A 25,178-nucleotide genomic window follows, 5' to 3' on the forward strand; every position below is an offset into this window, starting at 1 on the left:
ACGCAGAAAGAATCACCATAATGATTAGATCTGAGCAACTCATGCTGGGAAAATGATCGGACAACATCACAATACGGAGACAGCACCATGCGTACCCTCTTCACCACCGCCTTCTGCCTGTCGGCGGCACTCCTGCTCAGCCCCGACGCATCCGCCCAGATCGGCAAACGCTTCCCCTCCGAGCGCAAAGTCGTCAAGGATCCGGTCACCGGCACCATGCTCACCTTCCTGACCAGCAAACCGCACGGCGATTCAAAAATCTACCCGACCCACCCGCAATGGACCTCGGACGGCAAGTGGCTGGTGTTCCGCTCTCGCCTGGCCGACAACGAAGCCGTCGCCGTGAACGAGGCGACCGGCGACCTGGTGCAGGTGACCGAGGGCGGCTACACCGGCATGCTGAACCTGGCCCAGAAGTCCATGAAGCTGTACTACATGCGCAAGGCGCCGGACAATGACAAGATCCTGCAGATCGTCGAGACCGACCTGGGACGCGTATTCGCCGACAGCGCCGCGGGCCGCATGCAGAAAGCCGACAGCTACCAGCGCGTGACCGCCAACCTGCCTCCCGAGCTGGAAGCCGGCGGCGACCTGGCGCTGGACGCCGACGAGGAATGGGTTTATTTCAAGGTCGGCCCCGGCCAGGCCGCCAAGCACCTGGCGCCCGGCACCAAGATCGAGCCGGCCTTCGGCCCACGCAAGATGGGCGCCGGACCGCAAGGCATCGCGCGCCTGAACGTGCGCACCGGCGAAGTGAAACACGTGGTGTCGGTGCCCTTCCAGGTCGGCCACATCCAGGCCAACCTGTGGAACCCGGGCGAGATCGTGTTCTGCTGGGAGACCGGCGGCAAGTCGCCGCAGCGCACCTGGACCGTGAAAGCCGACGGCAGCGGCCTGCGCCCGCTCTACCCCGAGGCTTCCTACGAATGGGTGACCCACGAGGCGGTGATCTCGAAGGATGAAGTGGCGATGGCGATCATGGGCCACCGTGCGATTCCGGGTGCAGCATCGGCGGTGGCCGGTCCGGCAACGGACGTCGGCGGCGCCAACCCGGGCCAGGACGACGGCTGGGGCCAGACCGGCACCCGCGAGAAGCCGACCGGCCTGGCGATCGTCAACCTGCGCACCCGCCAGATGCAGATCGTCGGGCAGACCGAGTCCGGCAGCGGCCTGTGGCACGTGCACGGTTCCAGCGACGGCCGCTTCGCCGTGGGCGACGATTTCAGCCGCAGCGTCTACCTGATCGACCGCCGCAAGCGCGAGATGATGATGCTCACCACCGGCCACAAGACCACCGCCGCCGACCACCCGCATCCGACCTTCAATGCGGATGGTACCAAGATCCAGATCCAGTCGGCCATGCTGTCCGAGGATGGCCGCTCGATGAACATCGTGGTGGTGCCGGTGCCGCAGTCCTGGCTCAAGCGCCGCTGATCTACGGCAGGGGCGTGATCCGGATGTTGCGCAGCTCGTAGGGCGTCCCTTCGAGCTGGAAGCCGATCCGCCCCGCGCCAGGTGCGGCCGCGCTGACGCGGTTCTGCGGCACGCCGTTGACCGTCACCTCGATCACGCCGTCGCGCGCCAGGATGTCGGCGCTGTTCCATTCGCCGGCCGGCTTCTCGCTGCCGGGCCCGGTATGGCCTTTGATGGCCGGATAGGCGCCGGGCGCCGTGGTGAGCGGCTCGGCGAAGGACGCGCCTGCCATCGGCAGCACGTCACCGGCGAAACCATGCTTGGTCTGCACCTGCAGGCTGAGCGGCCAGGCGCCATCCTTCGGCCCGGACGCCACGTGCAGCAGCACGCCGGCATTGCCCGGCTTGCCCGGCCAGCGCCATTCGACGTGCATGCGGTAGTTGGTGTAGGCGGCGCGGGTGGCGATGTAGCCGGCGGGTTTGCCGGACACCCGGATCACGCCATCGGGGCCGCGCAACCACGCCGTGGAGGTATCGGCCGCCGGCGTGGCGACGAGCTCCAGGCCATCCATGCTGTCGAAGGGCTGCACGCCCTGGGTGGCGCAGCCGCCGAGCAAGGCTGCGGATGCGAGAATACTGCCGAGATGTGAAAGCTTTACCATAAAAGGATATTCCCATGAATGAATACAGGAGACGCACGATGACGCAGCTTGCTGCCGGTCTGGTGCTGACGACGTTTGGAAGTTTGCCGGCCGCCGCTGCCGGCCCGCTGGTGCTGCCCTTGTGGCCGGAGGGCGTACCTGGCGCCAAACCCGAACTCGGACCGAACCGCGTCGACGACGAAGGCCGCACGACCAACATCACCGAGCCCACGCTGACCGTGTACCCGGCCGCGGTGGACCGGCCCAACGGCACGGCCGTCATCATCTGCCCGGGCGGCGGCTACGTGCGCCAGTCGACCCGGCGCGAGGGCGAGCAGTACGCGCACTGGCTCAGCACCCTGGGCATCACCAGCTTCGTGCTGAGCTACCGCCAGCTCGAATTCGGCCACCCCGCCCCCTTGCGCGACGTGCTGCGCGCGGTGCGGCTGGTGCGCTCGCAGGCTGCCCGGTTCAAGGTGAATCCGGACCGCATCGGCGTGATGGGCAGCTCGGCCGGCGGACACCTTGCCGCCACCGCGGGCACCCTGTTCGACCATCCGCTCGGACGCACCGGCGCCCAGCTGGATGCGGTCAGCGCCCGTCCCGATTTCCTGATGCTGATGTATCCGGTGATCGCGATGGAAGGACCGGCGCTGCATGCCGGTTCGCGCAAGGCCCTGCTGGGCGCATCGCCCAAGGCGGCCGACGTGGAACTGATGTCGCCCGAACGCCAGGTGACGGCGCAGACGCCGCCCACCTTGCTGATCCATACCCAGGCCGACCAGGCGGTGCCGGTCGAGAACAGCATCCTGCTCTACCAGGCGCTGACGCGGGCCAAGGTGCCGGCGGAGATGTATTTGTTCGAGCAGGGATCGCACGGGATGGGGATGCGGGATGGACTGGGAACGGCGTCGGTGTGGCCGCGCCGCGCCGAAGAGTGGCTGAAGATGCGCGGCCTGCTCGACCGCGCCAGATAAGGCGAGGATGGCGGATTACGCCATGTGGAACACCTGGGTCAGCGGCCACTCCTTCGGCCGGTTCCCAGGCTCCACTTCCATCAGGTCCGCCATGTAATCCCACCAGCGCCGCATCACCGGATGCTCGGGCAGCGGCCCCAGCTGGTGCCCCGGGTGCAGCTTCATCACGGCGAACAGGTCCAGCGTCGCCTCGTCCAGGAAGATCGAATAATCGCAAATGCCGGCGCCGCCCAGCAGCGCGGCCAGCTCCGGCCAGATCTCGTCGTGCCGGCGGCGGTATTCTTCTTCATTGCCGGGCTTGAGTTTCATGCGGAATGCACGGGTGGTGATGCTCATGTCTTGTCCTGGTCGTTAACGAAAAAAGCGCCCCCTGAGGGGCGCCAACATCAAGATCAGACGATGCCGCTGCTGCTCGCGCCGGCCTTGGCCGGACGCGCGCTGGCGACACGGTCGCGGTAGCCGCTGGCGCGGTAGGCTGCCACCGGATCGGCGGCGCCACCGGCGCGTACACGGGCCATCGCCAGGATCGGGCCGACGTCGGTACGGAAGGCGCGCTTCAGGCACTGGGCCGCCTGCAGCACGTCGTTCTGCTCCTGCAGCGAAGCCAGTTCGTTGCGGTCGACCAGGGCCGACTGGATGAAGGAACGCTGGACTTCCACCGCGCTGCTCATCAGGCTTTCGATCGGATCGGTCACGTTGTGCGACTGGTCCAGCATGTAGGCCGGCTTGAAGCCCGGACCTTCGCGCAGGGCCGCGTCGGCCAGTTCGTTGAAGACCAGGAACAGCTGGAAGGGGTTGATCGAGCCGGAATCCAGGTCGTCGTCGCCGTACTTGCTGTCATTGAAGTGGAAGCCGCCGAGCTTGCCGAACTGCGCCAGGCGCGCCACGATCATCTCGATGTTGGTGTTCGGTGCGTGGTGGCCGAGGTCGACCAGGCACTTGGCCTTCGGGCCGAGGGTGGTGGCGCAGGCGAAGCTGGTGCCCCAGTCGGCGATGGTGGTGGCGTAGAAGGCCGGCTCGAACAGCTTGTGCTCGATGAAGATGTTCCAGTCGTCCGGCAGGGCCGCGTAGATCTGGCGCATGCTTTCCAGGTAGCGCTCCAGGGCGCCGCGCAGGTTGCTCTGGCCCGGGAAATTGGCGCCGTCGCCGACCCAGACGGTCAGGGCCTGCGAACCGAGCGCCTTGCCCAGCTCGATGCATTCGATGTTGTGGGCCACGGCCTGGGCACGTGCCGCCGCGTTCATCGAGGTAAGGCTGCCGTATTTATACGTGTGTTCCTGGCCGACCTGGTCCTGGAAAGTGTTCGAGTTGACGGCGTCGAAGCCGAGGCCGAAGTTCGTGGCGACTTCGCGCAGTTCGGCGGCATCGCTCGGTTTGTCCCACGGGAAGTGCAGCGACACGGCCGGGGTGGCGCGGGTCAGCTGGTTGATCACGCCGCAGTCTTCCAGCTTCTCGACCACGTTGCGCGGCTCGCCGCGACCCGGGAAGCGCGCGAAACGCGTGCCGCCGGTACCGGCGCCCCAGCTCGGAACGGCCACTTCAAAGGTCTGGGCCAGTGCGGTGAGTTTTTCGATGTCCAGGCCGCGGCGCGCCAGCACCCCGCCCAGCGCGTCATAGTCGGCCTTCAGGCCGGCTTCCAGTTTGGTGTTCTGGTCCTGGACCAGGCCGGCGTCGATCAGACTTTTCATACTTGTCTCCTTCAGGCTGCGGTAACGGAGCCGAAACGCTCCGCTCCGCAGCGCACTATTTTAGCGGGTGAATGCCCCGGCGTTGCCGGCGTCCACGTTGAGGATGTTGCCGGTGCTCTTGCCCGACTTGTCGCTGGCGAAGAAGTAGACGGCTTCGGCGATGTCTTCCGGCAGTACGCTCAGTTTCAGCATGGAGCGCTTGCGGTAGAACTCTTCGATGTCGTCGGTGCCGATCTTGTTCGATGCGGCGCGTTCTTCCTTCCACTTGCCGTCCCAGATGCGCGAGCCCTTGATGACCGCGTCCGGATTGACGACGTTGACGCGGATGCCGTGCTCGGCGCCTTCCAGCGCGATGCAGCGGGCCAGGTGCAGTTCCGCCGCCTTGGCGGTGCAGTAGGCCGAGGCGCCGGCCGATGCCACCAGGCCGTTCTTGCTGCCGACGAAGACCATGCTGCCGCCCAGCTTCTGCTGCTTCATCATCTGGAAGGCGCTGCGGCTGACCAGGAAGTAGCCGGTCACCAGGATGTCCTGGTTGCGCTTCCAGATCTCGAGCGTGGTTTCGTCCAGCGGCGCCGCCGAAGCGATGCCGGCGTTCGACACCAGCAGGTCGACGCCGCCGAAGCGCAGTGCGGTGTCGGCCAGCACCTGGGCGACTTCTTCCTCGCTGGTGATGTTGCCGCGCACGGTGGCGACGTTGTCCTTGCCGGCCACCTTCGACAGTTCCTGCTGGGCGTTGGCCAGCGCTTCATTGTCGATGTCGGTGACCATCACGCAGGCGCCTTCCTGCAGCAGTTGGCGGGCGACCGCCTGGCCGATGCCGCCGGCGCCGCCGGTGACGAGGGCGATGCGGCCGGCCAGGCTCTTCGGCTTGGGCATGCGCTGCAGCTTGGCTTCTTCGAGCAGCCAGTATTCGATGTCGAAGGCTTCCTGTTCCGGCAGGCCGACGTAGCTGTCGACGCCGTTCGCGCCGCGCATCACGTTGATCGCGTTGACGTAGAACTCGCCGGCGATACGCGCGGTGGCCTTGTCTTTCGCGAACGAGAGCATGCCCACGCCCGGGATCAGGTAGATGATCGGGTTGGCGTCGCGGACCTTCGGGCTGTTCGAGCGCTTGCAGCGCTCGTAGTAGGCGGTGTAGTCGGCGCGGTAGTCGACCAGGGCCTGGTCCAGGCCGGCGACCAGGCGATCGAAGTCAGGCGCGGCCGGGTCGAAGTCCAGCACCAACGGGCGGATCTTGGTGCGCAGGAAGTGGTCCGGGCAGGAGGTGCCGAGGGCCGCCAGCGGCGCCAGGTCCTGCGAGTTCACGAATTCCAGCACCGCGTCGCTGTCGTCGAAGTGGCCCAGCTTGTATTCTTCCTGGCTGATCTTGCCGCGCAGGAGGGGCATCAGGCGGGCCGCAAGCGCGGCGCGCTCTTCGGCCGGCAGCGATTGCTTGGCCTGGCCGCCGAACACCGGCTGCTGGATGTTCGCTGCGAGCCAGTCTTCGGCGCGCTTGATGATCGCCAGCGTGGTCTCGTAGCAGGACTTGGCGGTATCGCCCCAGGTGAACAGGCCGTGGCCTTCCAGGATGATGCCCTTCAGTTCCGGGTTCGCTTGCGAGACGGCTTCCAGCTTCAGGCCCAGGTCGTAGCCCGGACGCTGCCACGGCAGCCAGCCCAGCTCACCTTCGAAGATCTTCGCGGTCAGTTCCTTGCTGTTCTTGCAAGCGGCGATCGCGATGCAGGAATCCGGGTGCATGTGATCGACGTGCTTGTGGGCGATGTAGGCGTGCAGCGGGGTGTCGATGCTGGCGGCGCGCGGGTTCAGGTTGAAGGTGCAGTGCGGCAGGTAGCCGACCATCTCGTCTTCGTGCTCGAGGCCGCGGTAACGCCCTTTCAGGGCCTGCAGCTTGTCCATGTACAGGGTCGAGAAGCCATCCAGCTTGATCGAACCCAGGTCGCCGCCCGAGCCCTTCACCCACAGCACCTCGACCTGCTGGCCCGACAGCGGGTCCTGCATCGTGACCTTGGCCGAGGTATTGCCGCCGCCGAAGTTGGTAATACGCAGATCCGAACCCAGCAGGTTCGAACGGTACAGCAACAGTTCCGGCTCACTCATGTTCGCGGCCACACTGTCGTCCCAGCGCGAGGTGATCGGTTCACGCTGTTTCGTTTCGCTCATAGCGCCCATCAAAATTCTCCAAGTTGATTGTTTTGTCATCGTCCAATGGTCGATGTGTCTCTCTTCCAATGTCCTGCCGCCGCCACGTTTTGCGGCACCGGGACACAGTAGAAATCAGGCGAGCAAGGGGTGTCAACGCGGAAACGATCAACTTGCTGACCAAGTCTCAATCAATCACCGGGTTGATCGAATTGCGCGTTTGTGCGTTGCAACGAAACCAAATAATCAGGTGTTTGATCATTTGGTGATTGACGTTACGGCAGTGCTTGATCAATACTTTTCAAACACGCCGCGATTCCATCAGGAACGACGGACGACACGCCGCACATACACAGACGGCTTTCGGAGGAGACAACATGGTGAATCACAAACGCCGCAAGCGTTTGCTGAAGCTGCTTGCCGAGCATCAGACGGCAACGGTCCAGCAGCTTGTCGAATGGCTCAACGCATCCCCGGCGACGGTTCGTCGCGACATCAGCTGGCTCGCCGGCCGCAACCTGCTCACCCGCACCCGCGGCGGCGCCGAGAACCTGCTGCCGAAGACGCGCCAGTTCTCGCTGACCAGCGAAACCTTCCAGAACAACATCCAGTGCTACGCGGCGCGCAAGCGGGCCATTGCCCGCCATGCGGCCGGCATGTGCAGCGACGGCGAAACGATCATCATCAACGGCGGCACGACCACCTTCATGATGGCCGAATTCCTGACCGAAAAGCACCTCAAGATCCTCACCAACTCCTTCCTGATGGCCGAGCGCCTGCTGGTATCGAGCGAAAACGAGATCATCGTCCCGGGCGGCCGTGTCTACCGCGAGCAGAACGTGATCCTGTCGCCTTTCGATAACGACATCACCCAGCACCACTACGCCACCAAGATGTTCATGAGCGTGTATGGCCTCTCGCTGCTGGGACTGATGGAAGCCGATCCGCTCCTGATCCAGGCCGAGAAGCGCCTGATCAGCCAGGCGGAAGAACTGGTGGTGCTGGCCGACAGCTCGAAGTTCGCGCGCAAGGCCGGCCTGATCCTGTGCGGCCTGGACCGCGTGTCCACCGTCATCACCGATACCAACGCCTCCGACAAGGCCGTGCAGCTGCTCGAGCAGTACGGCGTCAAGGTGGTCACCGTCGAACCCGACGGCGAGCCAATCGCCTTGGGCGCTACACGCTACACCCCGCAGTACGACCTGCAGTCCGCTGACCTGATGGAGCTTTCGCATTGAAGATCAAAAAAATCCTGCTCGCGGCGGCTGCCGTCGGCATGCTCGCCGGCCTGGCCGGCTGCGCTGAGAAGAAACCGGAACAGACCCGCATCGCCATGGTCGTGAAAAGCCTCGGCAACGGCTTCTTCGACGCCGCCCACCAGGGCGCGAAGGAAGCCGCCGGCCAGATCGGCGGCGTCGAGGTGATCTACACCGGCCCGACCACGCCCAGCGCCGAAGGGCAGATCGAGATCATCAACTCCCTGATCAGCCAGAAGGTCGACGCCATCGTGATCTCGGCCAACGACCCGAACGCGCTGGTGCCGATCACCAAGAAGGCGATGCAGCGCGGGATCAAGGTGATTTCCTTCGACAGCGGCCTGGCCAAGGAAGGCCGCCAGATGCAGCTGAACCCGTCGAATCCGGAAATGATCGGCGAGAAGCAGATCCAGATGGCAGCCAAGGAACTGGGCGGCAAGGGCGAGCTGGCGATCCTGTCGGCTTCGGCCCAGGCGACCAACCAGAACATCTGGATCGGCGTCATGAAGAAGACCCTGGAAAAGCCCGAATACAAGGACCTGAAGCTGGTCGCCACGGTGTATGGCGACGACCAGTCGGACAAGAGCTACCGCGAAGCCATCGGCCTGCTGCGCAGCCACCCGAACCTGAAGGCGATCATCGCCCCGACCACGGTCGGCATCGTCGCCGCCAGCAAGGCGGTCGCGGACGAAGGCCTGGTGGGCAAGGTCTTCGTCACCGGCCTCGGCCTGCCGTCCGAGATGGCCGGCCACGTCAAGAGCGGCGCGGTGCGCGAATTCGCGATCTGGAACCCGATCGACCTCGGCTACGCCGCCACTTTCGCCGCCCACGAATTCGTGAAGGGCAAGGCGAAAGCCGAAACCGGCGCCAGCGTCTCGGTCGGCCGCATGGGCAGCGTGATCCTGGATGCCAACGGCGAAGCCGCCATGGGCCCGCCGTTCACCTACAACGCCGAGAACGTCGACAAGTTCGCCAAACTGTTCTAAGCGGCTCCACCGCCGCGCGTGCGAATTTCACCGAGATCCCGCGCGGCGCCTTTCACCTTAAGCGACACCCGTATGCCAGTGACCGAACTGACAAGCCCTCCCCTACGCCGCGCAAACGAAGCATCGGATGCCCCAGTCCTGCAGCTGACCGGCATCACCAAGCGCTTCAACGGCGTCCATGCCCTGAACGGCGTGCGCCTGAGCATCCGTCCGGGCGAAGTCATGGCCCTGATCGGCGAGAACGGAGCCGGCAAGTCGACCCTGGTCAAGACCCTGACCGGCATCCACCGCCCCGACGCCGGCGCCATCCTACTCGACGGGAAGGAAGTCAGCTTCGGCAGCCCGCAGGAGGCGATGGCGGTCGGGATCACGGCCGTGCACCAGGAGACCGTCATGTTCGACGACCTGACCGTCGCCGAGAACATCTACGTCGGACGCCACCCGACCCGCGGCGCCGCCAAACGGGTCGACTGGGCCCACATCGAAACCGAAGCCGAACGCCTGTTCGCCCGCCTCGAAGTGGCCCTGCCGGTGCGCGCCCGCGTGCGCGACCTGTCGGTGGCCCAGCGCCACTTCGTGGAAATCGCGCGCGCCCTGTCGCAGGATGCGCGCGTGGTGATCATGGACGAGCCGACCGCCGCCCTGTCGCAGCGCGAAATCCGCGAGCTGTACCGCATCATCGACCAGCTGAAGGCCGCCGGCACCGCCGTCATCTTCATTTCGCACAAGTTCGACGAGATTTTCGAAGTGGCCGACTGCTACACCGTGCTGCGCGACGGCCAGTTCGTGGCCGAAGGCCGCCTGGCCGACATCACCGAGCCGGAACTGGTGGCCCTGATGGTCGGCCGCGCGGTGCACCAGGCCTATCCCAAGGCCCAGGTCGAGATCGGCGCGCCCCTGCTGACAGTAGAGAACCTGTGCCACCCGACCGAATTCCAGGACGTCAGCTTCAGCCTGCGCAAGGGCGAGATCCTCGGCTTCTACGGCCTGGTCGGCGCCGGCCGCTCGGAAGTGATGCAGGCACTGTTCGGCCTCACGTCCAATGTCCGGGGCAACGTGCGCCTGGAAGGCGCGGCAGCCCGCTTCCGCAACCCGAGCGAGGCGATCGCCCACGGCCTGGCCTACGTGCCGGAAGACCGCCAGCAGCACGGCGCCCACCTGACCCTGCCGATCCAGCACAACATCACGCTGCCGATCCTGTCGAAGTTCGGCTTCTTCACCCGCCGCCGCGCCGAAGCCCAAGTGGCACGCCGCTTCGCCGAACAGCTCGAACTCAAGGCCCACCACCTGAACCAGCACGTCGCCGAGCTCTCCGGCGGCAACCAGCAGAAGGTCGTGCTCGGCAAATGGCTGGCCACCGAGCCGAAGGTCATCATCCTCGACGAGCCGACCAAGGGCATCGACATCGGCTCCAAGGCCGCGGTGCACCGCTTCATCAGTGAGCTGGTGTCGCGCGGCCTGTCCGTGATCCTGGTCTCGTCCGAACTGCCCGAAGTCCTGGGCCTGGCCGACCGCGTGGTCGTGATGCGCCAGGGCCGCGTGGTGCGCGAATTCGCCCGCGCGGACGCCACGCCTGAAACCGTGGTCGCGGCGGCATCCGGCGTCGACCTCGACGCCGCAACCGAGGTAGCAGCATGAATATGAACATCCTTAAACAACGCGAGCCCCTGCTCGCCCTCATGGTCGTCGCACTGGTGCTGCTGGTCGGCATGCGCGCCCCCGTATTCCTGAGCATGCAGTCGCTTGCCAACCTGCTCACCGACAGCACCCTGCTGGTGATGCTGGCGCTGACGCAAATGCTGGTGATCGTCACGCGCGGCATCGACCTGTCGGTCGCCTCCACCCTGGCCCTGTCGGGCATGGTGGCCGCCATGCTGGCCGCAGCCAATCCCGGCCTGCCGCTGGCCTTTGTGATGCTGGCAGCCACCGCCACCGGCCTGGCCCTCGGCCTGGTCAACGGCTGGCTGATCGGGTTCCTGGGGCTGCCGCCGATCGTGGTCACGCTCGGCACCATGAGCGTCTACCGCGGCCTGGTATTCGTGCTGTCGGGCGGCACCTGGGTCTCGGCGCACCAGATGCCGGCCGGCTTCGTCGCCTTCCCGCTCGAGCGCCTGCTCGGCCTGCCGCACCTGGTGTGGATCGCCCTGGCCGCCGTGCTGGCGATGGCCTTCGTGGCGCGCCACACCCGTTTCGGGCGCGACCTCTATGCAATCGGCAATGCGCCGCACTGCGCCGCCTACATCGGCATCCCGACCGCCAAGCGCCTGTGCTGGACCTACGGCCTGTCGGGCATGGTCGCCGGCCTGTGCGGCTACCTGTGGGTGGCGCGCTACGCCGTCGCCTACACCGAGATCGCCTACGGCTTCGAACTCACCGTGATCGCCGCCTGCGTGATCGGCGGCGTCAGCATCGCCGGCGGCGTCGGCTCGGTCCTGGGCGCCATGCTGGGCGCGCTGTTCCTGTCGGTGATCGGCAATGCCCTGCCGGTGCTGCAGGTGTCGCCGTTCTGGCAGAGCGCCCTGACCGGCGCCGTGATCCTGGTTGCCGTCCTGATGAATGCCCGCGGCAACCGCAACCGCAGCCGCCAGATCCTGCCGCTGCACAAGCTTGACAACCTGAGGAGCGCTGCGTGAACGCGACCACCATTGCACAGACCGTGGCCCAGACCGAAGTCGACGCCGTGACCACGTCCCGCTACACCATCCTGGACCGCGAGAAGCCGGCCCTGCGCCACCTCGTCAAGCGCTGGGAAAGCCTGCTGGCCCTGCTGCTGCTGGCCGTGTTCGTCGCCGGCGGCGTGACGCTGCCGCACTTCCTCGACCCCTACAACCTGCTGGACGGCACCGCCAACTTCAGCGAAAAGGCCCTGATCGCACTGCCGATGGCCTTGCTGATCATCTGCCGCGAGATCGACATCTCGGTGGCCGGCACGCTGGCGCTGTCCTCGGTGGCGATGGGCCTGGCCCACCAGGCCGGCGCGCCCGCGGGCAGCCTGCTGTTCGTCGCACTGGGCACCGGCCTGGTGTGCGGCTGGCTGAACGGCTTCCTGGTCACCCGCTTCATGCTGCCTTCGATCGTCGTCACCATCGGCACCTTCTCGCTCTACCGGGGCCTGGGCAGCGTGGTGCTGGGCGATAAGGCCTTTACCAATTACCCGCAGCTGATGGCCGACTGGGGCCAGGGCGTGTTCTTCGGCATGGTGCCGCGCTCCTTCGTGATCCTGCTCGGCTTCGCCCTGCTGTTCGCGCTGGTGCTGCACTGGACCTCGACGGGCCGCCGCATCTACGCGATCGGCAACAACCCGGACGCGGCGCGCTTCTCCGGCATCGCGGTCGACCGCTACCGCCTTGGCCTGTTCATGCTGACCGGCGCGATGGCCGGCCTGGCCGCCTTCCTGCTGACCGGCCGCATCGACAGCACCCGTCCGAACATCGCCACCGGCTGGGAGCTCGAGATCATCACCATGGTGATCCTGGGCGGCGTCAGCATCTCGGGCGGCGCCGGCACCATCGGCGGCGTGATGCTGGCCGTGCTGACCATGGGCGCCGTGACCTACGGCCTGGCCCTGGCCAACGTCCCGGGCATCTACATGACCATCGTGGTCGGCGTGCTGCTGCTGGCCACCATCGCCCTGTCGCGCCTCCTGCGCGGCAAACCGACCCGCCACTGAATCAGGAACCGTATCACATGCAAGCAAGGACGGGCGACGCCCTCATCGTTCTCGACATCGGCAAGACCAACGTCAAGCTGGCCCTGGTGGACGCCGCTGGGCGCATGATCGCCGAAGAGCGCCGCCCGAACGCGATCCTGCGCGACGGCCCCTACCCGCACCACGACACCGACGGCATCTGGGAGTGGATGCTGGCGACCTGCCGCGGTTTCGCCAGGCGGGCCCAGGTCTCGGCAATCGTGCCGGTGACCCACGGCGCCACCGCCGCCCTGGTCGACGACGCAGGCCTGGTGCTGCCGGTGCTCGACTACGAAGCGGCGCTTCCCGATCTCGACTACGCGGCCCTGCGCCCGCCGTATGCGGAAACCTATTCGCCGCTGCTGCCGGCCGGCCTGAACCTGGGCCGCCAGCTGGCCTGGCTGCAGCAGCGCCACCCGGAAGACTTCGCGCGCGCGCGCCACATCCTGATGTACCCGCAATACTGGGCCTGGCGCCTGTGCGGCGTCGCGGCCGGCGAGGCGACCTCGCTCGGCTGCCATACCGACATGTGGGACCCGGTGCGCCAGGATTATTCCGCGCTCGTCGAGCGCATGGGCTGGGAGTCGAAGTTACCCCCCATTGCCGCGCCCTGGGCCGCACTCGGCACCCTGCGCGCCGAGGTCGCGGAAGCGACCGGGCTGCCGGCGGACTGCGAAGTCCTGTGCGGCATCCACGACAGCAATGCCTCGCTGGTGCGCTACCTGGGCCGCGACGGCGCCGCCGCTCCGCGCACCGTGCTCTCGACCGGCACCTGGCTGATCGCCGCCGCCTTCGGAACAAGCTTGGACGGCCTGCGCGAAGACGCGGACATGCTGGCCAATACCAATGCGCTGGGCCAGCCGGTGGCCTGCATGCGCTTCATGGGCGGACGCGAGTTCGCGGCGCTGGCAGGCGACCAGCCGGCCAGCTGCTCCTACCTGCAGCTCGAGCAGATGGTGGCGCGCGGCAGCATGGCCCTCCCCTGCTTCGCCGACAGCGGCGGTCCCTTCGCCGGCCGCGCCGGCAGCATCGAGGGCCGGGCGCCGGTCGACGCCGGCGAACGCTTCGCGCTCGCCACCCTGTATTGCGTCCTGATGACCGACTATTGCCTCGACGCCCTGGGCGCGCGCGGCCCGATCACGGTCGAAGGCAGCTTCACCGCCAATCCCTGGTTCGGTCCCCTGCTGGCCGGACTGCGCCCCCAGCAGGCGCTGAGCTATTCGGACGACGCCAGCGGCACCACCTGCGGCGGCTGGCTGCTGCGCTACCGCGACGCGACGCCGCCGGGCGCCAGCGTGTTCAAGGCGCCGCGCGCGCTCGCCGGACTCGAAGCCTACCGCGCAAAGTGGCGCGAAGCCGTGCAGCAGGCCGGCGCGCCGGTGGCTGCCGCCGGCTGAGGGCAGCCGCGGGTCACGATTCAAAAGGCGCCATCCGGCGCCGAAATCGAATCATATCGGGCCGGTCTCGCTTTTCATGGAACGAGATTGTTTCGTGATGCGTCTGCCTTCTTCCTTGCAGGCCGCCTGCGGCGACCTAGACTGAATCATCCCCAAGGTCCCGACACCGCGCCGCCCGGCGCGACGCCCGCTCCGAAGGCCATTCTCCCTTCGTGAAGGAACAATCATGCGCCCCCTCCTCCTATTGCCCGCATCCCTGCTGCTGATCGCCACCGGCGCGGATGCCCAAACAATGTCCTATCCGCCGCCCGACACCGCGCCGATCGCTTCGGTGCAGGTGAGCGCGCCCGCCAAGGTCGTGCGGATCCGCCCCACTGAAGCACGGAAAATCTCCGGCGCTTACGATATGTCGAATGGCTGGAACCTGCGTGTTTCCACTACCTCACGCTACATCGACGCCACCATCGACGACGAACAGCCGATCCGCCTGGCCGCGGTCGCACCCTACCGCTTTGTTTCCGGTGACGGCAACGTGACCATGGAATTCAACCGTGGTGACGGCGACGATATGCGGATGAGCTATGTGCCCGACCTGCGCCTGGGCCAGCGCATCGTGCTGGAATCCAGGATGGCCCAGCGCTGAGGAGCTGATGGAGGTGTGCGGAACGGGCGGCCACCTGCTTGCGATATCGGCAAGCAGGTGGCGCCCGCATGTCACTGCATGATCTCGAGATCGACGCCGCCGCGCACCGCGCGCAGCTTCACCAGCTCGACCGGTTCGAGCGCATTCTCCTTGCGCCCGTCGGTGGTCACCGCCAGCGCCACCGTGTTCTCGCCGTTCGGGTTCAGAATCCCCGGCGGAATCACGAAGGTCCGTTGCGGGCCGACGTGGGCGATGAACTGTCCCATATTCCAGCCATTCACGAAGATCAGCGCGCGGTTCTCGCGCTCCGAACGCGGTTTGCTGGTATCGCCGAAGGCCAGCCCGAGCTGGATGTCATGCCCGCGCGGCAGGTCGAGCTTGAAGCTGGTGCGCAGCCAGTAGGTGCCCGGCGCCGGCGGCGCATCGGCCGGCCGCGCTGCCTGCCAGCCCTGCGCGGGTGCGGAAGGCAGGTGCCAGCCCTGGCGCTCGCCATACAGGCCGCCGTTGTTCATCGGTCCGCGCACGCGGTCCACCAGCTCCTCACCGCCCTGACGGCCCTGGATCCGCCAGGCGATCGGCACCGCGAAGCGCTGGCCGCCGCGCCTGGTGAGCGAGGCCGAGATCAGGCCGCGCGCCTCGCGGTGGTAGTCGTCCGCCATCAGGTTCCAGTTGTGCGAGTTGTTGCGCACCATGACCGAGATCACGTGCTCGCCCGGACGCAGCGCGCCCAGCGAGAGCTTGATGCTGTCGGTGGTTTCCGGGAAGGAGCGGCCGGTATCCAGTTCGTGCTGGCCCACGTAGCGGCCGTCGATCCAGACCTGGACCAGGCCTGCGCCGCCGGCGCCGTAGAACAGTTCCAGCTGGTTGGCTTTCGGGTCCGTTGCCGTGAAGCGGCCGCGGTACCACACGTCGCCATGATGGAAACCGTAGTCGCTCATCGCCAGGGTTGGCTGGCCGCGTTCCGGCATGGTCCAGGTCTGTGCCGCCGACGCGCGGCGGTCGGCCTGCACCCAGGCGCTGTCGTCGAAGCGCGGCGCGGCTTCCTGGCTGTCCACGCGGCGGGTCCAGGCCAGGCGCTTGAGGTCGGGCAGGCGCACCGCCTCCGGTCCCTTCACCGTGCCTCCACGGACGCTGCCGTCCGGCTGGCGGGTCAATAACAGTTGCTGGCCATTGAAGCTGGCGGCCTCGAAGGCCGGGCCCCAGATCTCGATCGGGCTGTCCTCGCTCGCGTCGCCGCTCAAGGCCAGCTTGCCGCCGGCCAGGCTGGCCGAGCGCACCAGCGCCGGCGTGAGCTGCAGCGCCTTGCCGGCGCCGGTCTCCTGGGTCCAGAAGCGCTGGCTGGTCTGCTCGTCGGCCAGCAGGAGCAGCATCGGCGCCCTGCCGCCGCCCGAGATGCGCACCCGCGCCAGGCCGTCGTGCATGTAGTTCAGCACCAGGTCGCCCCTGGCGGCATCCCAGCGCGACTTGACCTGCCCCGCCAGCACTTCCACGGTCGGTGCGCTGCTGTAGCGCAGCACGGTTTCGCCCGCGATGCCGTCGCGGCCGTGCAGCAGGGCGATGTCGCGCTCGCCGTTGCGGAAGTGGGTCTGCAGTTCGGAGGTCGAATACACCAGGCGCTGGCGCTCCATGTCGTAGGCGGCCAGCAGCATGCGCGCATCCTGGCCGCGCAAGGTCGAGGCGATCGTGTAGTCGCCGTCGCGCGTGGCCAGCTGGACCTTGAAGGATTCCTCGCCTTTGCCGTCGGTCGGGTTGTGGGCGGCGAAGATCACGTGGGTGCCGAGGCGCCGGTTGACGTTGTGGTAAAGCTTCAGGTTGGCGGTGGCGGGCGCCAGCTGCGGGCCCTTGTCCATCTCGGCCAGCACGGCTTCGGCCGCCTGCACGAACATGCCCTGCTGCTTGAGCGCCTGGGCTTTCGGGCGCAGGCCGCGGTCTTCCGAGATCGGCGCGCCGTAGTCGTAGGAGGTGTACACGACCGGGCCGGCGAGCCAGCCCCAGGAGGTGCCGCCGAAGGTCATGTAGACGTTGTGGATCGTGATGCGGTTGATCAGGTTGGTGCCGTAGAAGACCCGCTGGTAGCCCTTGCCCTGGCGTTCGGCGGTGCAGGCATAGGTACCGTTCGAGCCCCAGTAGTCGAACCAGCCGCCGCCCAGTTCCGCCGCGAAGCCGGGGGTGCCGGGCGAGGTCAGGGAGCCGACCTTGCCGGTGCCGGTCGCGTAGATGCCCCAGTCCGGCGCCTTGTTGGCGCCGGCCGGGTTGGCGAACACGTCGCAGCTGCCGCCGGGGTAGCCGTCGAAGGCATAGATGTCGGTCGGCCCCGGGTTGGCCCAGGGTGCGCTCGCGCCTTTCGGCGCCCAGTCGGGCAGTCGGCCGGCCGCATTGTGGAAGAAGGGCACCTTGATGCCGTCGGCACGCGCCTTGCGCGCCAGGTGTTCCATCTGGCGCACGTGCTTGGGTTCGACCTTGCCCAGCTCGTTCTCGAGCTGGTAGGCGATCACGTTGCCGCCGCCATCCGTCACCTGGTGGCGCGCGATGATGGCGTTAATCTGGGTCATCCACTCGTCGACCGCCGACAGGTAGACCGGGTCGTCGGTGCGGGCTTCGGCGCGGCTGCGGAACATCCAGCCGGGATAGCCGCCGCCGGTCAGCTCGGCGTTCACGTAGGGGCCGGTGCGGGCGATGATGTACATGCCCTCTTCTTCCGCGATCTGCAGCGCGCGCTCCACGTTGCGAATGCCCGAGAAGTCGTACACGCCGGGCGCCGGCGAATGGTAGCCCCAGTCGAAATAGAAGGCCACGCCGTTGAAGCCGAGGGCCTTCATCTTCTGGATCACGTCGCGCCACAGCGAGGGGTTCGGCAGGCGGAACGGGTGGATCTCGCCCGACCAGACCACGACCCGCTTGCCGTCGATCTTCAGCGAATACTGGTCCCAGCTGACCGCCTTCGGACGGCCCTTGGGCGCGGTGACCGCGGCCAGGGCCTTCGCGTCTTCGGCCACGGCGCCGAAGCCCGATGCCATCGCAGCCGTGCCGCTCACGCGGCCCTGTTCACTCCAGCTGCGGCCGCCATCCTGGCTGTCCGCAAACCAGGCGCGCTTGCCGTCGGCACTGCGCGTGTAGAGCCGCAAGGTGGCGCCCAGGCGCACCAGTCCGGCCACCTTCAGGTTGGCGCCGAGGCCGCCCAGCGCCGCTTGCGGCTCGATGCGCCACGGTCCGCCCAGCTCAGAGGCGCGCGCCAGCACCAGGCGCCCGCTGCGTTCTTCGCGCGCCACGGCGACATAGCCGCCGCCGTCGGCCGCGATCACGGTATCGAGGTAGCCCGTGTCGAGGCCGCGCAGCGGCGCCGGCGCTCCCCAGCCGGTGAGCTTGTCATCCGGCGTGACGAAATATGCGCCCTGCCCGCCGTTGGCTGTCGGCAGGGTCAGGATCATGTGCAAGCGGCCGTCGGCACCGCGCAGCCAGGCCGGTGCACGCGCCTGGCCGGCGCCGAGCTTGATCTCGCGCTGGAACTCCCAGCGGCGCAGGTCTTGCGAGGTGGCCAGGCCGATCGTGCCCGGCGCGCCGCTGGCGTAGGCCAGGACGTAGCGGCCGTCGGCATGCCGCGCCAGGGTGGGATCGGTCAGCCGGCCGGATGGCGGCGACCAGGTCTCGGAGGCGAGCGACACGAAGTTCGCGCCGTCCTGGGAGGACAGCACGCTGAGCGTATTGGCTGCGCCCGCGGTAAGCGCGGGCATCAGGACCACCTGTCCGGACTTGCTCGCGGCCTGGGCGGCGGCGGCGCCTGCCTGCAGTCCTGAGCCTTGCGGGATGCCCAGCTCCTGGGCCGCGGCCGAACCAGACAGGGTGGCGGCGGAAAGTGCGATGGCCAGGAGCGAGGGCCTGGCGTGGAAAGTGATCGGCAAGGTGTCTCCTTTGTTTTATGCGGTGGCGCGGTCCATCCTCGGGTGTCCGGCGCCCCCGGACATTGTAGGTGCTGCGCCGCGAATCGATCAGCCTGGCCGCGAAAGAATCAGGGCCTTGATCGGTGGGATCCGCCATGACCGGGGAGCGCTCAAAGCGATCAAACGGATGAGTATTTCGCCCCGGCTTGCGCACACCGGCCCGGCTATGCAAAGATTGGGCCGCGGCGCCCATGCCTGGTGCGCCGCCCGCCGGGGCGCTGGTCCACCGGCAGGACAACAAGGAAGGTGCCCGCACCGTTCCAAGACGAGACACCGCTATCACATGAATTCGTTCTCCACCCTCGACACAGCCGTCTTCCTGTTCTACTTCTTCGTCGTCGCCGGCTACGGCATTTGGATCTACCGGCGCCGCCACAACCGCTCCGGCAAGGAATCGCACGATTACTTCCTGGCCGAAGGCTCGCTCACCTGGTGGGCCATCGGCGCCTCGCTGATCGCGTCCAACATCTCGGCCGAGCAGTTCATCGGCATGAGCGGCTCCGGCTTCCGGATCGGCATGGCCATCGCCGTCTATGAGCTGATGGCGGCCGCCACCCTGATCATCGTGGCGGTGTTCTTCATGCCGATCTACCTGAAGAACCGCATCTACACCATGCCCCAGTTCCTCGAGCAGCGCTACGGACCCGGGGTGGCCACCGTCATGGCCGTGTTCTGGCTGGCCCTGTACATCGTCGTCAACCTGACCGCGATCCTCTACCTGGGTGCGCTGGCGATCAACAGCATGGTCGGCATCGGCGTGCTGCCCTGCATGCTGTTCCTGGCGGTGTTCGCCACCATCATCACCCTGGGCGGCATGAAGGTGATCGGCTACACCGACGTGATCCAGGTGTTCTGCCTGGTGATCGGCGGCCTGGTCACCACCTGGATCGCGCTCGACCTGGTGGCGCGCCTGGCCGGCGGCGAAGGCGCGATGGTGGGCGTGCGCGAGCTGTTCGCGCGTGCCGGCGGCCACTTCGACATGGTGCTCTCGCGCGACAACCCGAACTACATGGACCTGCCGGGCCTGTCCACCCTGATCGGCGGCATGTGGATCGTCAACCTGAGCTACTGGGGCTGCAACCAGTACATCACCCAGCGCGCCCTCGGCGCCAGCCTGCCGGTCGCGCGCAAGGGCCTGCTGTTCGCCGCCTTCCTGAAACTCCTGATGCCGGTGATCGTGGTCCTGCCGGGCATCGCCGCCTATGCGCTCGACCAGGGCGGCGTGCTGGGCGACTCGCTGCGTCCGGGCGGTGAACTGAATCCCGACCGTGCCTACCCTACTCTGCTGACCCTGCTGCCCGAGGGCTTGAAAGGCGTCGCCTTCGCCGCCCTGACTGCCGCCGTGGTGGCTTCGCTGGCCGGCAAGGCAAACAGCATCGCCACCATCTTCACGCTCGACATCTACCGTCCCAAGTTCCGTCCGGAGGCCAGCGAGCGCCACATGGTCTGGATCGGGCGCGTGACGGTGGTCGTCGCGATGGCGATCGCGGTGGCGATCGCCCCGCTGATGGGCATCGACAAGAAAGGCGGCTTCCAGTACATCCAGGAATACACCGGCTTCGTTTCGCCGGGTATTTTCGCCATGTTCCTGCTCGGCTTCTTCTGGCGCCGCACCAACGGTGCCGCCGCGATGTTCGCGGCCATCGCCAGCGTGGGCCTGTCGATCGTGCTGAAGTTCCTGCCGGACTTCGTGAACCTGTCCTTCCTGGCGCCGATCGGCTTCGCGGTCCCCAACAGCAGCGGCGTGTACGAGATTCCGTTCCTGGACCGCACCCTGATCGTGTTCCTGATGATCGTGATCGGCATGGCCATCATCAGCCTGCTGGGCCGCCAGCCGGCATCGACGATCGTCAAGGTCGACCGCAGCCTGTTCCGCGTCGAGCCTGGTTTCGCCTTCGGCTCGGCGGTAGTCTGCGTGATCCTGGTGATCGTCTACGCCGCCTGGTGGTAACGATGAACGGGTGGCCGGCATAGCCGGCCACCCTGCATTTCTCCTACCGGTCCGCGACCGGTTCCCCGAACTCCGGCATCCCATCCGCGCGCCAGCGGATCACCTGCGCGCGCGTATGCCGGTTCGGATCGCGCAGCGGCTCGCCCACGATGTCGCGGTAGTTGCGCGCATGGTAGACCAGGATGTCGGTCTTGCCGTCCGGGCTGGTGGTAAAGCTGTTGTGGCCAGGGCCATACTGGCCGGTGGCCGCGCTGCTGCGCAGCACCGGCAGCGCCGACTTGGTCCATGAACGCGGATCGAGCAGGCCGGCATCGACCGGTGCCGTCAGCAGGCCGAGCGCGTAGTTGGCGTCGGTCGCGCTGGCCGAATACGTCATCAGGACCCGGCCGTCCTTGACCAGCACCGCCGGCGCCTCGTTGACCTCGTGCCCGATTTTCTCCCAGGCGTGCTCCGGCCGCGTCAGCAGCACGGCCGGCTGGCGGATCGCCAGCGGTCCATCCATCTTCGCCAGGTAGATATTGGTGGCCTTGCCGCCGTCGGGCGCGCGCTGCGTCCATGACAAATAACGCTGGCCGCGGTGCACGAAGCTGGTCGGGTCGAGGGCGAAGCTTTCCCATCCGGTACGCAGCTGGCCGCGTTCGACCCACTCCCCTTCCAGCGGGTTCTCGGCGCTGTTCTCCAGCACGTAGAGCCGGATCTCCCACACCTTGTCGGCGCGCCCCGCGCTGAAGTACAGGTACCACTTGCCGTCGATGCGGTGCAGCTCGGGCGCCCAGATGTGGGCGCCCATCTCGCCGCTGCCGTGCTTGCGCCAGACCGTCTTCGCCTCGGCCGCACCGAGACCGTCCAGGCTGCGCGCACGGCGCAGTTCGAGGCGGTCGTACTCGGGGACGGTGGCGGTGAAGTAGTACCAGCCGTCCGCATGCAGGGTGACGTGGGGGTCGGCGCGCTGGCGCACCAGCGGGTTGGCGAAACCGGATTCGGCCGCGGCGGCCGGTAGAGGGACAGCGAGCAGCGCCAGCAAGGCGCCGGCGGCGAAGTTGGCAGTCGGGTACATGGCTCTCACAATGAAAAAAGCCAGTCATCGCGAGATGACTGGCAAGTCGGAACAGGAGTCTTTACAAGGCGATCAAAGCTTGACCGACACCGTGAAGTAGTAGCGGCGTCCAGCCCAGGCCAGTTCGTTCAGGCGGATGCTTTCGCCGGCGTCGGTGCGTTTCACTTCGTCCGTCAGGTTCTTGCCTTCCAGGGCGAAGGTGATGTTGTCGTTGTAGCGATACTGGATCTTCGCATCCAGGTAGCCGGTCTTGGCCTCGAACACCGGGTTACCCGACACGTCGTTGTTGCCGGTGAAGAAACGGTCGCGGTAGCTGTAGGCGACGCGGGCGTTGATCGGGCCCTGGTCGTACCACAGCGACAGGTTGTAGGCATTCTTCGACATGCCCGGGTAAGGCAGCACGGTGTTGTCGAGGACGTTCAGGCGTTCGGTGCCGCTCGCATATTTGTAGTTCATGCGGGTGTAGTTGGCATCGATGCCGAAGCCGCTCAGCCAGCCCGGCAGGAAGGTCAGCGCGGTGCGGCCGGCGATCTCGACGCCCTTGGTGGTGGCGCCCTCGCCGTTGACCGGCTGGGTCACGTCGAACAGCTCGCCGTTCTTGAACAGGTCCACGCCGCGGGTCAGCACGCGTTCCATCACATAGCTCGAGATGTCCTTCTTGAAGAAGGCGAGCGAGAGCTGGCTGTCCTGGCCCGGATAGTACTCGAAGCTCAGGTCGGTGTTGGTCGAGCGGTAGGGCTTCAGGTCCGGATTGCCGGCGGTGCAGTCGTCGTTGCCGTCGCCGCCGAACTGCGGGTTGCCGCTGCCGCGGATGCAGGTCGCGTTCGGGGCCAGGAAGTCCATGCGCGGACGCGCCATCGCCTTGGCCCAGCCGACGCGGGTCACCAGCTTGTTGTCGATGAGCCAGACGGCGCCGTTAAAGCTCGGCAGCACGTCGTTGTAGGTGTTCTCGACCGTCGCCACCGAATTGCTGATCACGACGTCGGTGAAGGTCGATGCGCCCGGTGCGGTGGCGGTGCGCACCGAGTAGCGCGCCAGGCCGGTCGAGCGGTCGCGGGTACGGGTATAGCGCACGCCGACGTTGCCTTCCACTTCTTTGCCCATCAGCTGGGTGGCATAGTCGAGGCGCAGATAGGTCGCCGCGATGCGCTCGTCGATCGCGAAGGCCGGGATCTGCGCATACATGTTGCCGTCGCTGCCAGGCGCATTGCGCAGGTAGGCGTGGTTGAAGTTGGTGGTATCGAAGAACGGCGCCGCGTTGGCGTAGACCGGCGACATCCAGCCAGAAGGCAGGCCGGAGACCTTGTCGTAGCCGCTGAAGAAGGTGCCGGGCGAGCGGCCCTGCACGGCGCTGACCAGCGCAGCCATCTGGGCGGCGTTCAGGTAGCGGGTGCTGAAACTCGAGTTGATGAAGCTCTGCGTGTCGTTCGGGCGCTGGGCGGAGCCGGTGTACAGCGGATCGTAGACCGCGGTCTGGTTCACGTTGGCGCCGCGCACGTTGATGTCGTCGGCGGTCGAGTTCAGGTTGGCGCCGTTGCTGGCCAGGTAGCCGCCGCCGTTGTACTGCTCGGAGCTGGCCTTGCGCGCCTGGACGCCGAACCAGGCCTTGGTGAAGAACGGGGTGGCGAGGCGGTACTTGAAGTCGAGCTTGGCCTGGTGTTCCTTGTTCTCGGTTTCGCTCGGACGGTACTGGAGCTGGGCCTGGACGTAGGAAGTCGGGCTATCCGGGCTGTAGCCGGCCGGGAAGCTAAAGCGTGGAATGCTGTCCGGGCCGAGCGCCACTTTCAGGCCCGGCGCGTTCTGGGTCAGCACGACGCTGTTGCTGTTGCTGTCGTACAGCGACTTCGACGTGCCGAGCAGGCCGACCACTTCGAGCGCGCCGCGCTTGAAATTGAAGCCCGAGGACGCATAGCGCGAGTCGATGTCGAGCTGGAAGTCGCGCGCCGAGGTGCTGAAGGCGCCCTGCCCGCCCTGGCCCGCTGCAAACAGGCAGGAGCCGACGACGTATTCGGTGACGTGGTGGTTCGCGACCACCATGCCCGGCGTGGCGCCGGTCGGCGCCGTGCAGGCGCCGGCGGCGCTCGGCACGCCGGTGGCGGCATTGTAGACCGGCGCACGGCCGCTGTTGGCCAGGCGCGTGGCGCTCGCGAAGTCGGTGCCGAAGTTGCGGTCGTTCAGGCGCTGGCTCTGGGTGTTCGCCTGGTAGGTGAGATAGGCATTGAACTCCTTGCTGAACGCGTACTGCGCGGTCACCTCGCCCGAGGAGCGCTTGTGGTCGCGGGTCCAGATGCCGTAGCGGGCGATGCCCGGCGAGTAGTCGAACCACTGGCTGCGGCAGGCGGTCTGCTGGGCGGCGCTCAGGCCGGAGGTGGCGCAGGCGGCGGCGCTGCCGACGGCGGCGACGGCCGGATCGATGCTGTTGACGGTCTTCTCGGGCGAAGCGTCCCAGTCCTGGATGAAGCGCCAGGAGGTGTTGCGCGCGTAGTCGTTCTGGGTCAGGACCTTGTCGTAGACGAAGTTGGCCATCAGGCCCAGCTTGCCGTCCAGGTACTTGTCGGCCATGTACAGGTTGCCGCGCGGCTGGACGCCGCCGCGCGAGGTGGAGTGCTCGGCCGCGATGCTGGTGCCGATGGTCGGCTTCTTGAAGTCGAGCGGCTTGCGCGTCGTGACCTGCACGGTGCCGCCCACGCCGCCTTCGGTCATGTCGGCGGTGATGCCCTTGTAGACGTCGATCGAACCGATCAGCTCGGACGCGAGTTCGCGCAGTTCCGCGCCGCGGCCGGCGCCGCCGCTGGTACCCAGCACCGACATGCCGTTGATCTCGACGCGGTTCAGGTCCGGCTCGACGCCGCGAATCGCCACCTGGGTACCTTCGCCGAAATCGCGCGACAGCTGCACGCCGGTGACGCGCGACAGCGCTTCGCCCACGTTCTTGTCGGGGAACTGGCCGATGTCCTCGGCCACGATCGAATCCGAGACGGTGCCGGCGTTCTTCTTGCGGCTGATGGCGGATGCCACCGACTGGCGGGTGCCGGCGATGTGGACGACGGCCGCTGCGGGCGGCGCGCTGTCGGCGGCACCCTGCGATGCCGGTGCGGCGGGGGCCGCCTGCGGCTGGGTAGTCTCCTGGGCCAGCGCGGCTTGTGCGGCAAGGAGGGTGATCACTGCGGCGACTGCGCGGGCGCAGCAGGTCGGATGAAGCACTTGCGTGCTGATCGTGGCTCGTTTCATCGAATTGTCTCCATGGGCTCTGTAGTTTGAGGTACGGCTTGGCCTTGAAAACATTCTATGCGTGCAGGATCGCGACGATCCACCGCGCACCGAAAGAATCATCAAACTGATCATTCCCGGTGCAAATACACCATGAAACGATCAACCAAGTGATTTTTTGGTGCACGGGGACCT

General features: G+C 66.9%; 17 protein-coding genes. 10 read left to right on the plus strand and 7 right to left on the minus strand.

The genetic code is table 11. The features are described from left to right. Nucleotides 1–87 precede the first annotated feature (87 nt). Complete coding sequence (locus tag ACSQ25_RS15825) at nucleotides 88–1,434, plus strand: hypothetical protein (protein ID WP_436106630.1); 1,347 nt, start codon at nucleotides 88–90, stop codon at nucleotides 1,432–1,434. Between the two features lies 1 nt (nucleotide 1,435). Here ACSQ25_RS15825 and ACSQ25_RS15830 read toward each other — a convergent pair whose 3' ends face one another. After that, nucleotides 1,436–2,074 (minus strand): 3-keto-disaccharide hydrolase, encoded by a 639-nt coding sequence (locus tag ACSQ25_RS15830; protein ID WP_436106631.1) that lies wholly within the window; start codon nucleotides 2,072–2,074, stop codon nucleotides 1,436–1,438. Nucleotides 2,075–2,112: 38 nt separating this feature from the next. Here ACSQ25_RS15830 and ACSQ25_RS15835 point away from each other — a divergent pair, with 38 nt between their 5' ends. Then, nucleotides 2,113–3,030, plus strand: coding sequence for an alpha/beta hydrolase (locus ACSQ25_RS15835; RefSeq protein WP_436106632.1), 918 nt, complete (start codon nucleotides 2,113–2,115; stop codon nucleotides 3,028–3,030). 15 nt (nucleotides 3,031–3,045) lie between these two features. Here the strand turns inward: ACSQ25_RS15835 and ACSQ25_RS15840 are convergent, their stop codons facing one another. The 3 genes from ACSQ25_RS15840 to ACSQ25_RS15850 all read right to left on the minus strand — a co-directional run bounded on the left by ACSQ25_RS15840 (nucleotide 3,046) and on the right by ACSQ25_RS15850 (nucleotide 6,887). Then, nucleotides 3,046–3,360: an L-rhamnose mutarotase gene (locus ACSQ25_RS15840; RefSeq protein WP_436108088.1), complete on the minus strand. Its 315-nt coding sequence runs from the start codon at nucleotides 3,358–3,360 to the stop codon at nucleotides 3,046–3,048. A 62-nt stretch (nucleotides 3,361–3,422) separates the two neighbouring features. Then, the gene (gene rhaI / locus ACSQ25_RS15845; protein WP_436106633.1) at nucleotides 3,423–4,718 is read right to left on the minus strand and encodes an L-rhamnose catabolism isomerase; all 1,296 of its coding nucleotides are present in this window, start codon (nucleotides 4,716–4,718) and stop codon (nucleotides 3,423–3,425) included. A 60-nt stretch (nucleotides 4,719–4,778) separates the two neighbouring features. Continuing rightward, nucleotides 4,779–6,887, minus strand: coding sequence for a bifunctional rhamnulose-1-phosphate aldolase/short-chain dehydrogenase (locus tag ACSQ25_RS15850; RefSeq protein WP_436106634.1), 2,109 nt, complete (start codon nucleotides 6,885–6,887; stop codon nucleotides 4,779–4,781). 347 nt (nucleotides 6,888–7,234) lie between these two features. On the opposite strand from ACSQ25_RS15850, the gene ACSQ25_RS15855 reads away from it, so the two are divergent. From ACSQ25_RS15855 to ACSQ25_RS15885, 7 genes are all read left to right on the plus strand, one after another. Continuing rightward, nucleotides 7,235–8,095, plus strand: a complete 861-nt coding sequence (locus tag ACSQ25_RS15855) for a DeoR/GlpR family DNA-binding transcription regulator (protein WP_436106635.1) — start codon at nucleotides 7,235–7,237, stop codon at nucleotides 8,093–8,095. Between the two features lie 38 nt (nucleotides 8,096–8,133). After that, a complete protein-coding gene (gene rhaS / locus ACSQ25_RS15860) occupies nucleotides 8,134–9,099 on the plus strand; it encodes a rhamnose ABC transporter substrate-binding protein (protein ID WP_436108089.1) in 966 nt (321 codons plus the stop codon). A 72-nt stretch (nucleotides 9,100–9,171) separates the two neighbouring features. Next, nucleotides 9,172–10,737: a sugar ABC transporter ATP-binding protein gene (locus ACSQ25_RS15865; protein ID WP_436106636.1), complete on the plus strand. Its 1,566-nt coding sequence runs from the start codon at nucleotides 9,172–9,174 to the stop codon at nucleotides 10,735–10,737. Nucleotides 10,738–10,739: 2 nt separating this feature from the next. Beyond that, nucleotides 10,740–11,732: an ABC transporter permease gene (locus ACSQ25_RS15870; protein WP_436106637.1), complete on the plus strand. Its 993-nt coding sequence runs from the start codon at nucleotides 10,740–10,742 to the stop codon at nucleotides 11,730–11,732. Then, nucleotides 11,729–12,769: an ABC transporter permease gene (locus ACSQ25_RS15875; RefSeq protein WP_436106638.1), complete on the plus strand. Its 1,041-nt coding sequence runs from the start codon at nucleotides 11,729–11,731 to the stop codon at nucleotides 12,767–12,769. The genes ACSQ25_RS15870 and ACSQ25_RS15875 overlap by 4 nt, the downstream gene beginning before the upstream one ends. A gap of 17 nt (nucleotides 12,770–12,786) precedes the next feature. Then, nucleotides 12,787–14,184, plus strand: a complete 1,398-nt coding sequence (locus tag ACSQ25_RS15880; RefSeq protein WP_436106639.1) for an FGGY-family carbohydrate kinase — start codon at nucleotides 12,787–12,789, stop codon at nucleotides 14,182–14,184. 226 nt (nucleotides 14,185–14,410) lie between these two features. Continuing rightward, nucleotides 14,411–14,827, plus strand: coding sequence for a hypothetical protein (locus ACSQ25_RS15885; RefSeq protein ID WP_436106640.1), 417 nt, complete (start codon nucleotides 14,411–14,413; stop codon nucleotides 14,825–14,827). Nucleotides 14,828–14,898: 71 nt separating this feature from the next. On the opposite strand, the gene ACSQ25_RS15890 is transcribed toward ACSQ25_RS15885, so the two are convergent. Next, entirely contained in the window at nucleotides 14,899–18,726 is a 3,828-nt protein-coding gene (locus tag ACSQ25_RS15890; RefSeq protein WP_436106641.1) for a beta-galactosidase, read from the minus strand. A gap of 322 nt (nucleotides 18,727–19,048) precedes the next feature. Between ACSQ25_RS15890 and ACSQ25_RS15895 the strand changes: the two genes are divergently transcribed. Continuing rightward, nucleotides 19,049–20,716, plus strand: coding sequence for a sodium:solute symporter family transporter (locus tag ACSQ25_RS15895; RefSeq protein ID WP_436106642.1), 1,668 nt, complete (start codon nucleotides 19,049–19,051; stop codon nucleotides 20,714–20,716). A gap of 43 nt (nucleotides 20,717–20,759) precedes the next feature. On the opposite strand, the gene ACSQ25_RS15900 is transcribed toward ACSQ25_RS15895, so the two are convergent. Continuing rightward, nucleotides 20,760–21,773: a glycoside hydrolase family 43 protein gene (locus tag ACSQ25_RS15900; protein WP_436106643.1), complete on the minus strand. Its 1,014-nt coding sequence runs from the start codon at nucleotides 21,771–21,773 to the stop codon at nucleotides 20,760–20,762. 72 nt (nucleotides 21,774–21,845) lie between these two features. Beyond that, complete coding sequence (locus ACSQ25_RS15905) at nucleotides 21,846–25,004, minus strand: TonB-dependent receptor (protein WP_436106644.1); 3,159 nt, start codon at nucleotides 25,002–25,004, stop codon at nucleotides 21,846–21,848. Nucleotides 25,005–25,178: the final 174 nt, after the last annotated feature.

The sequence above is a fragment of the Massilia sp. LjRoot122 genome (assembly GCF_964252725.1).
Taxonomy (GTDB): domain Bacteria; phylum Pseudomonadota; class Gammaproteobacteria; order Burkholderiales; family Burkholderiaceae_D; genus Telluria.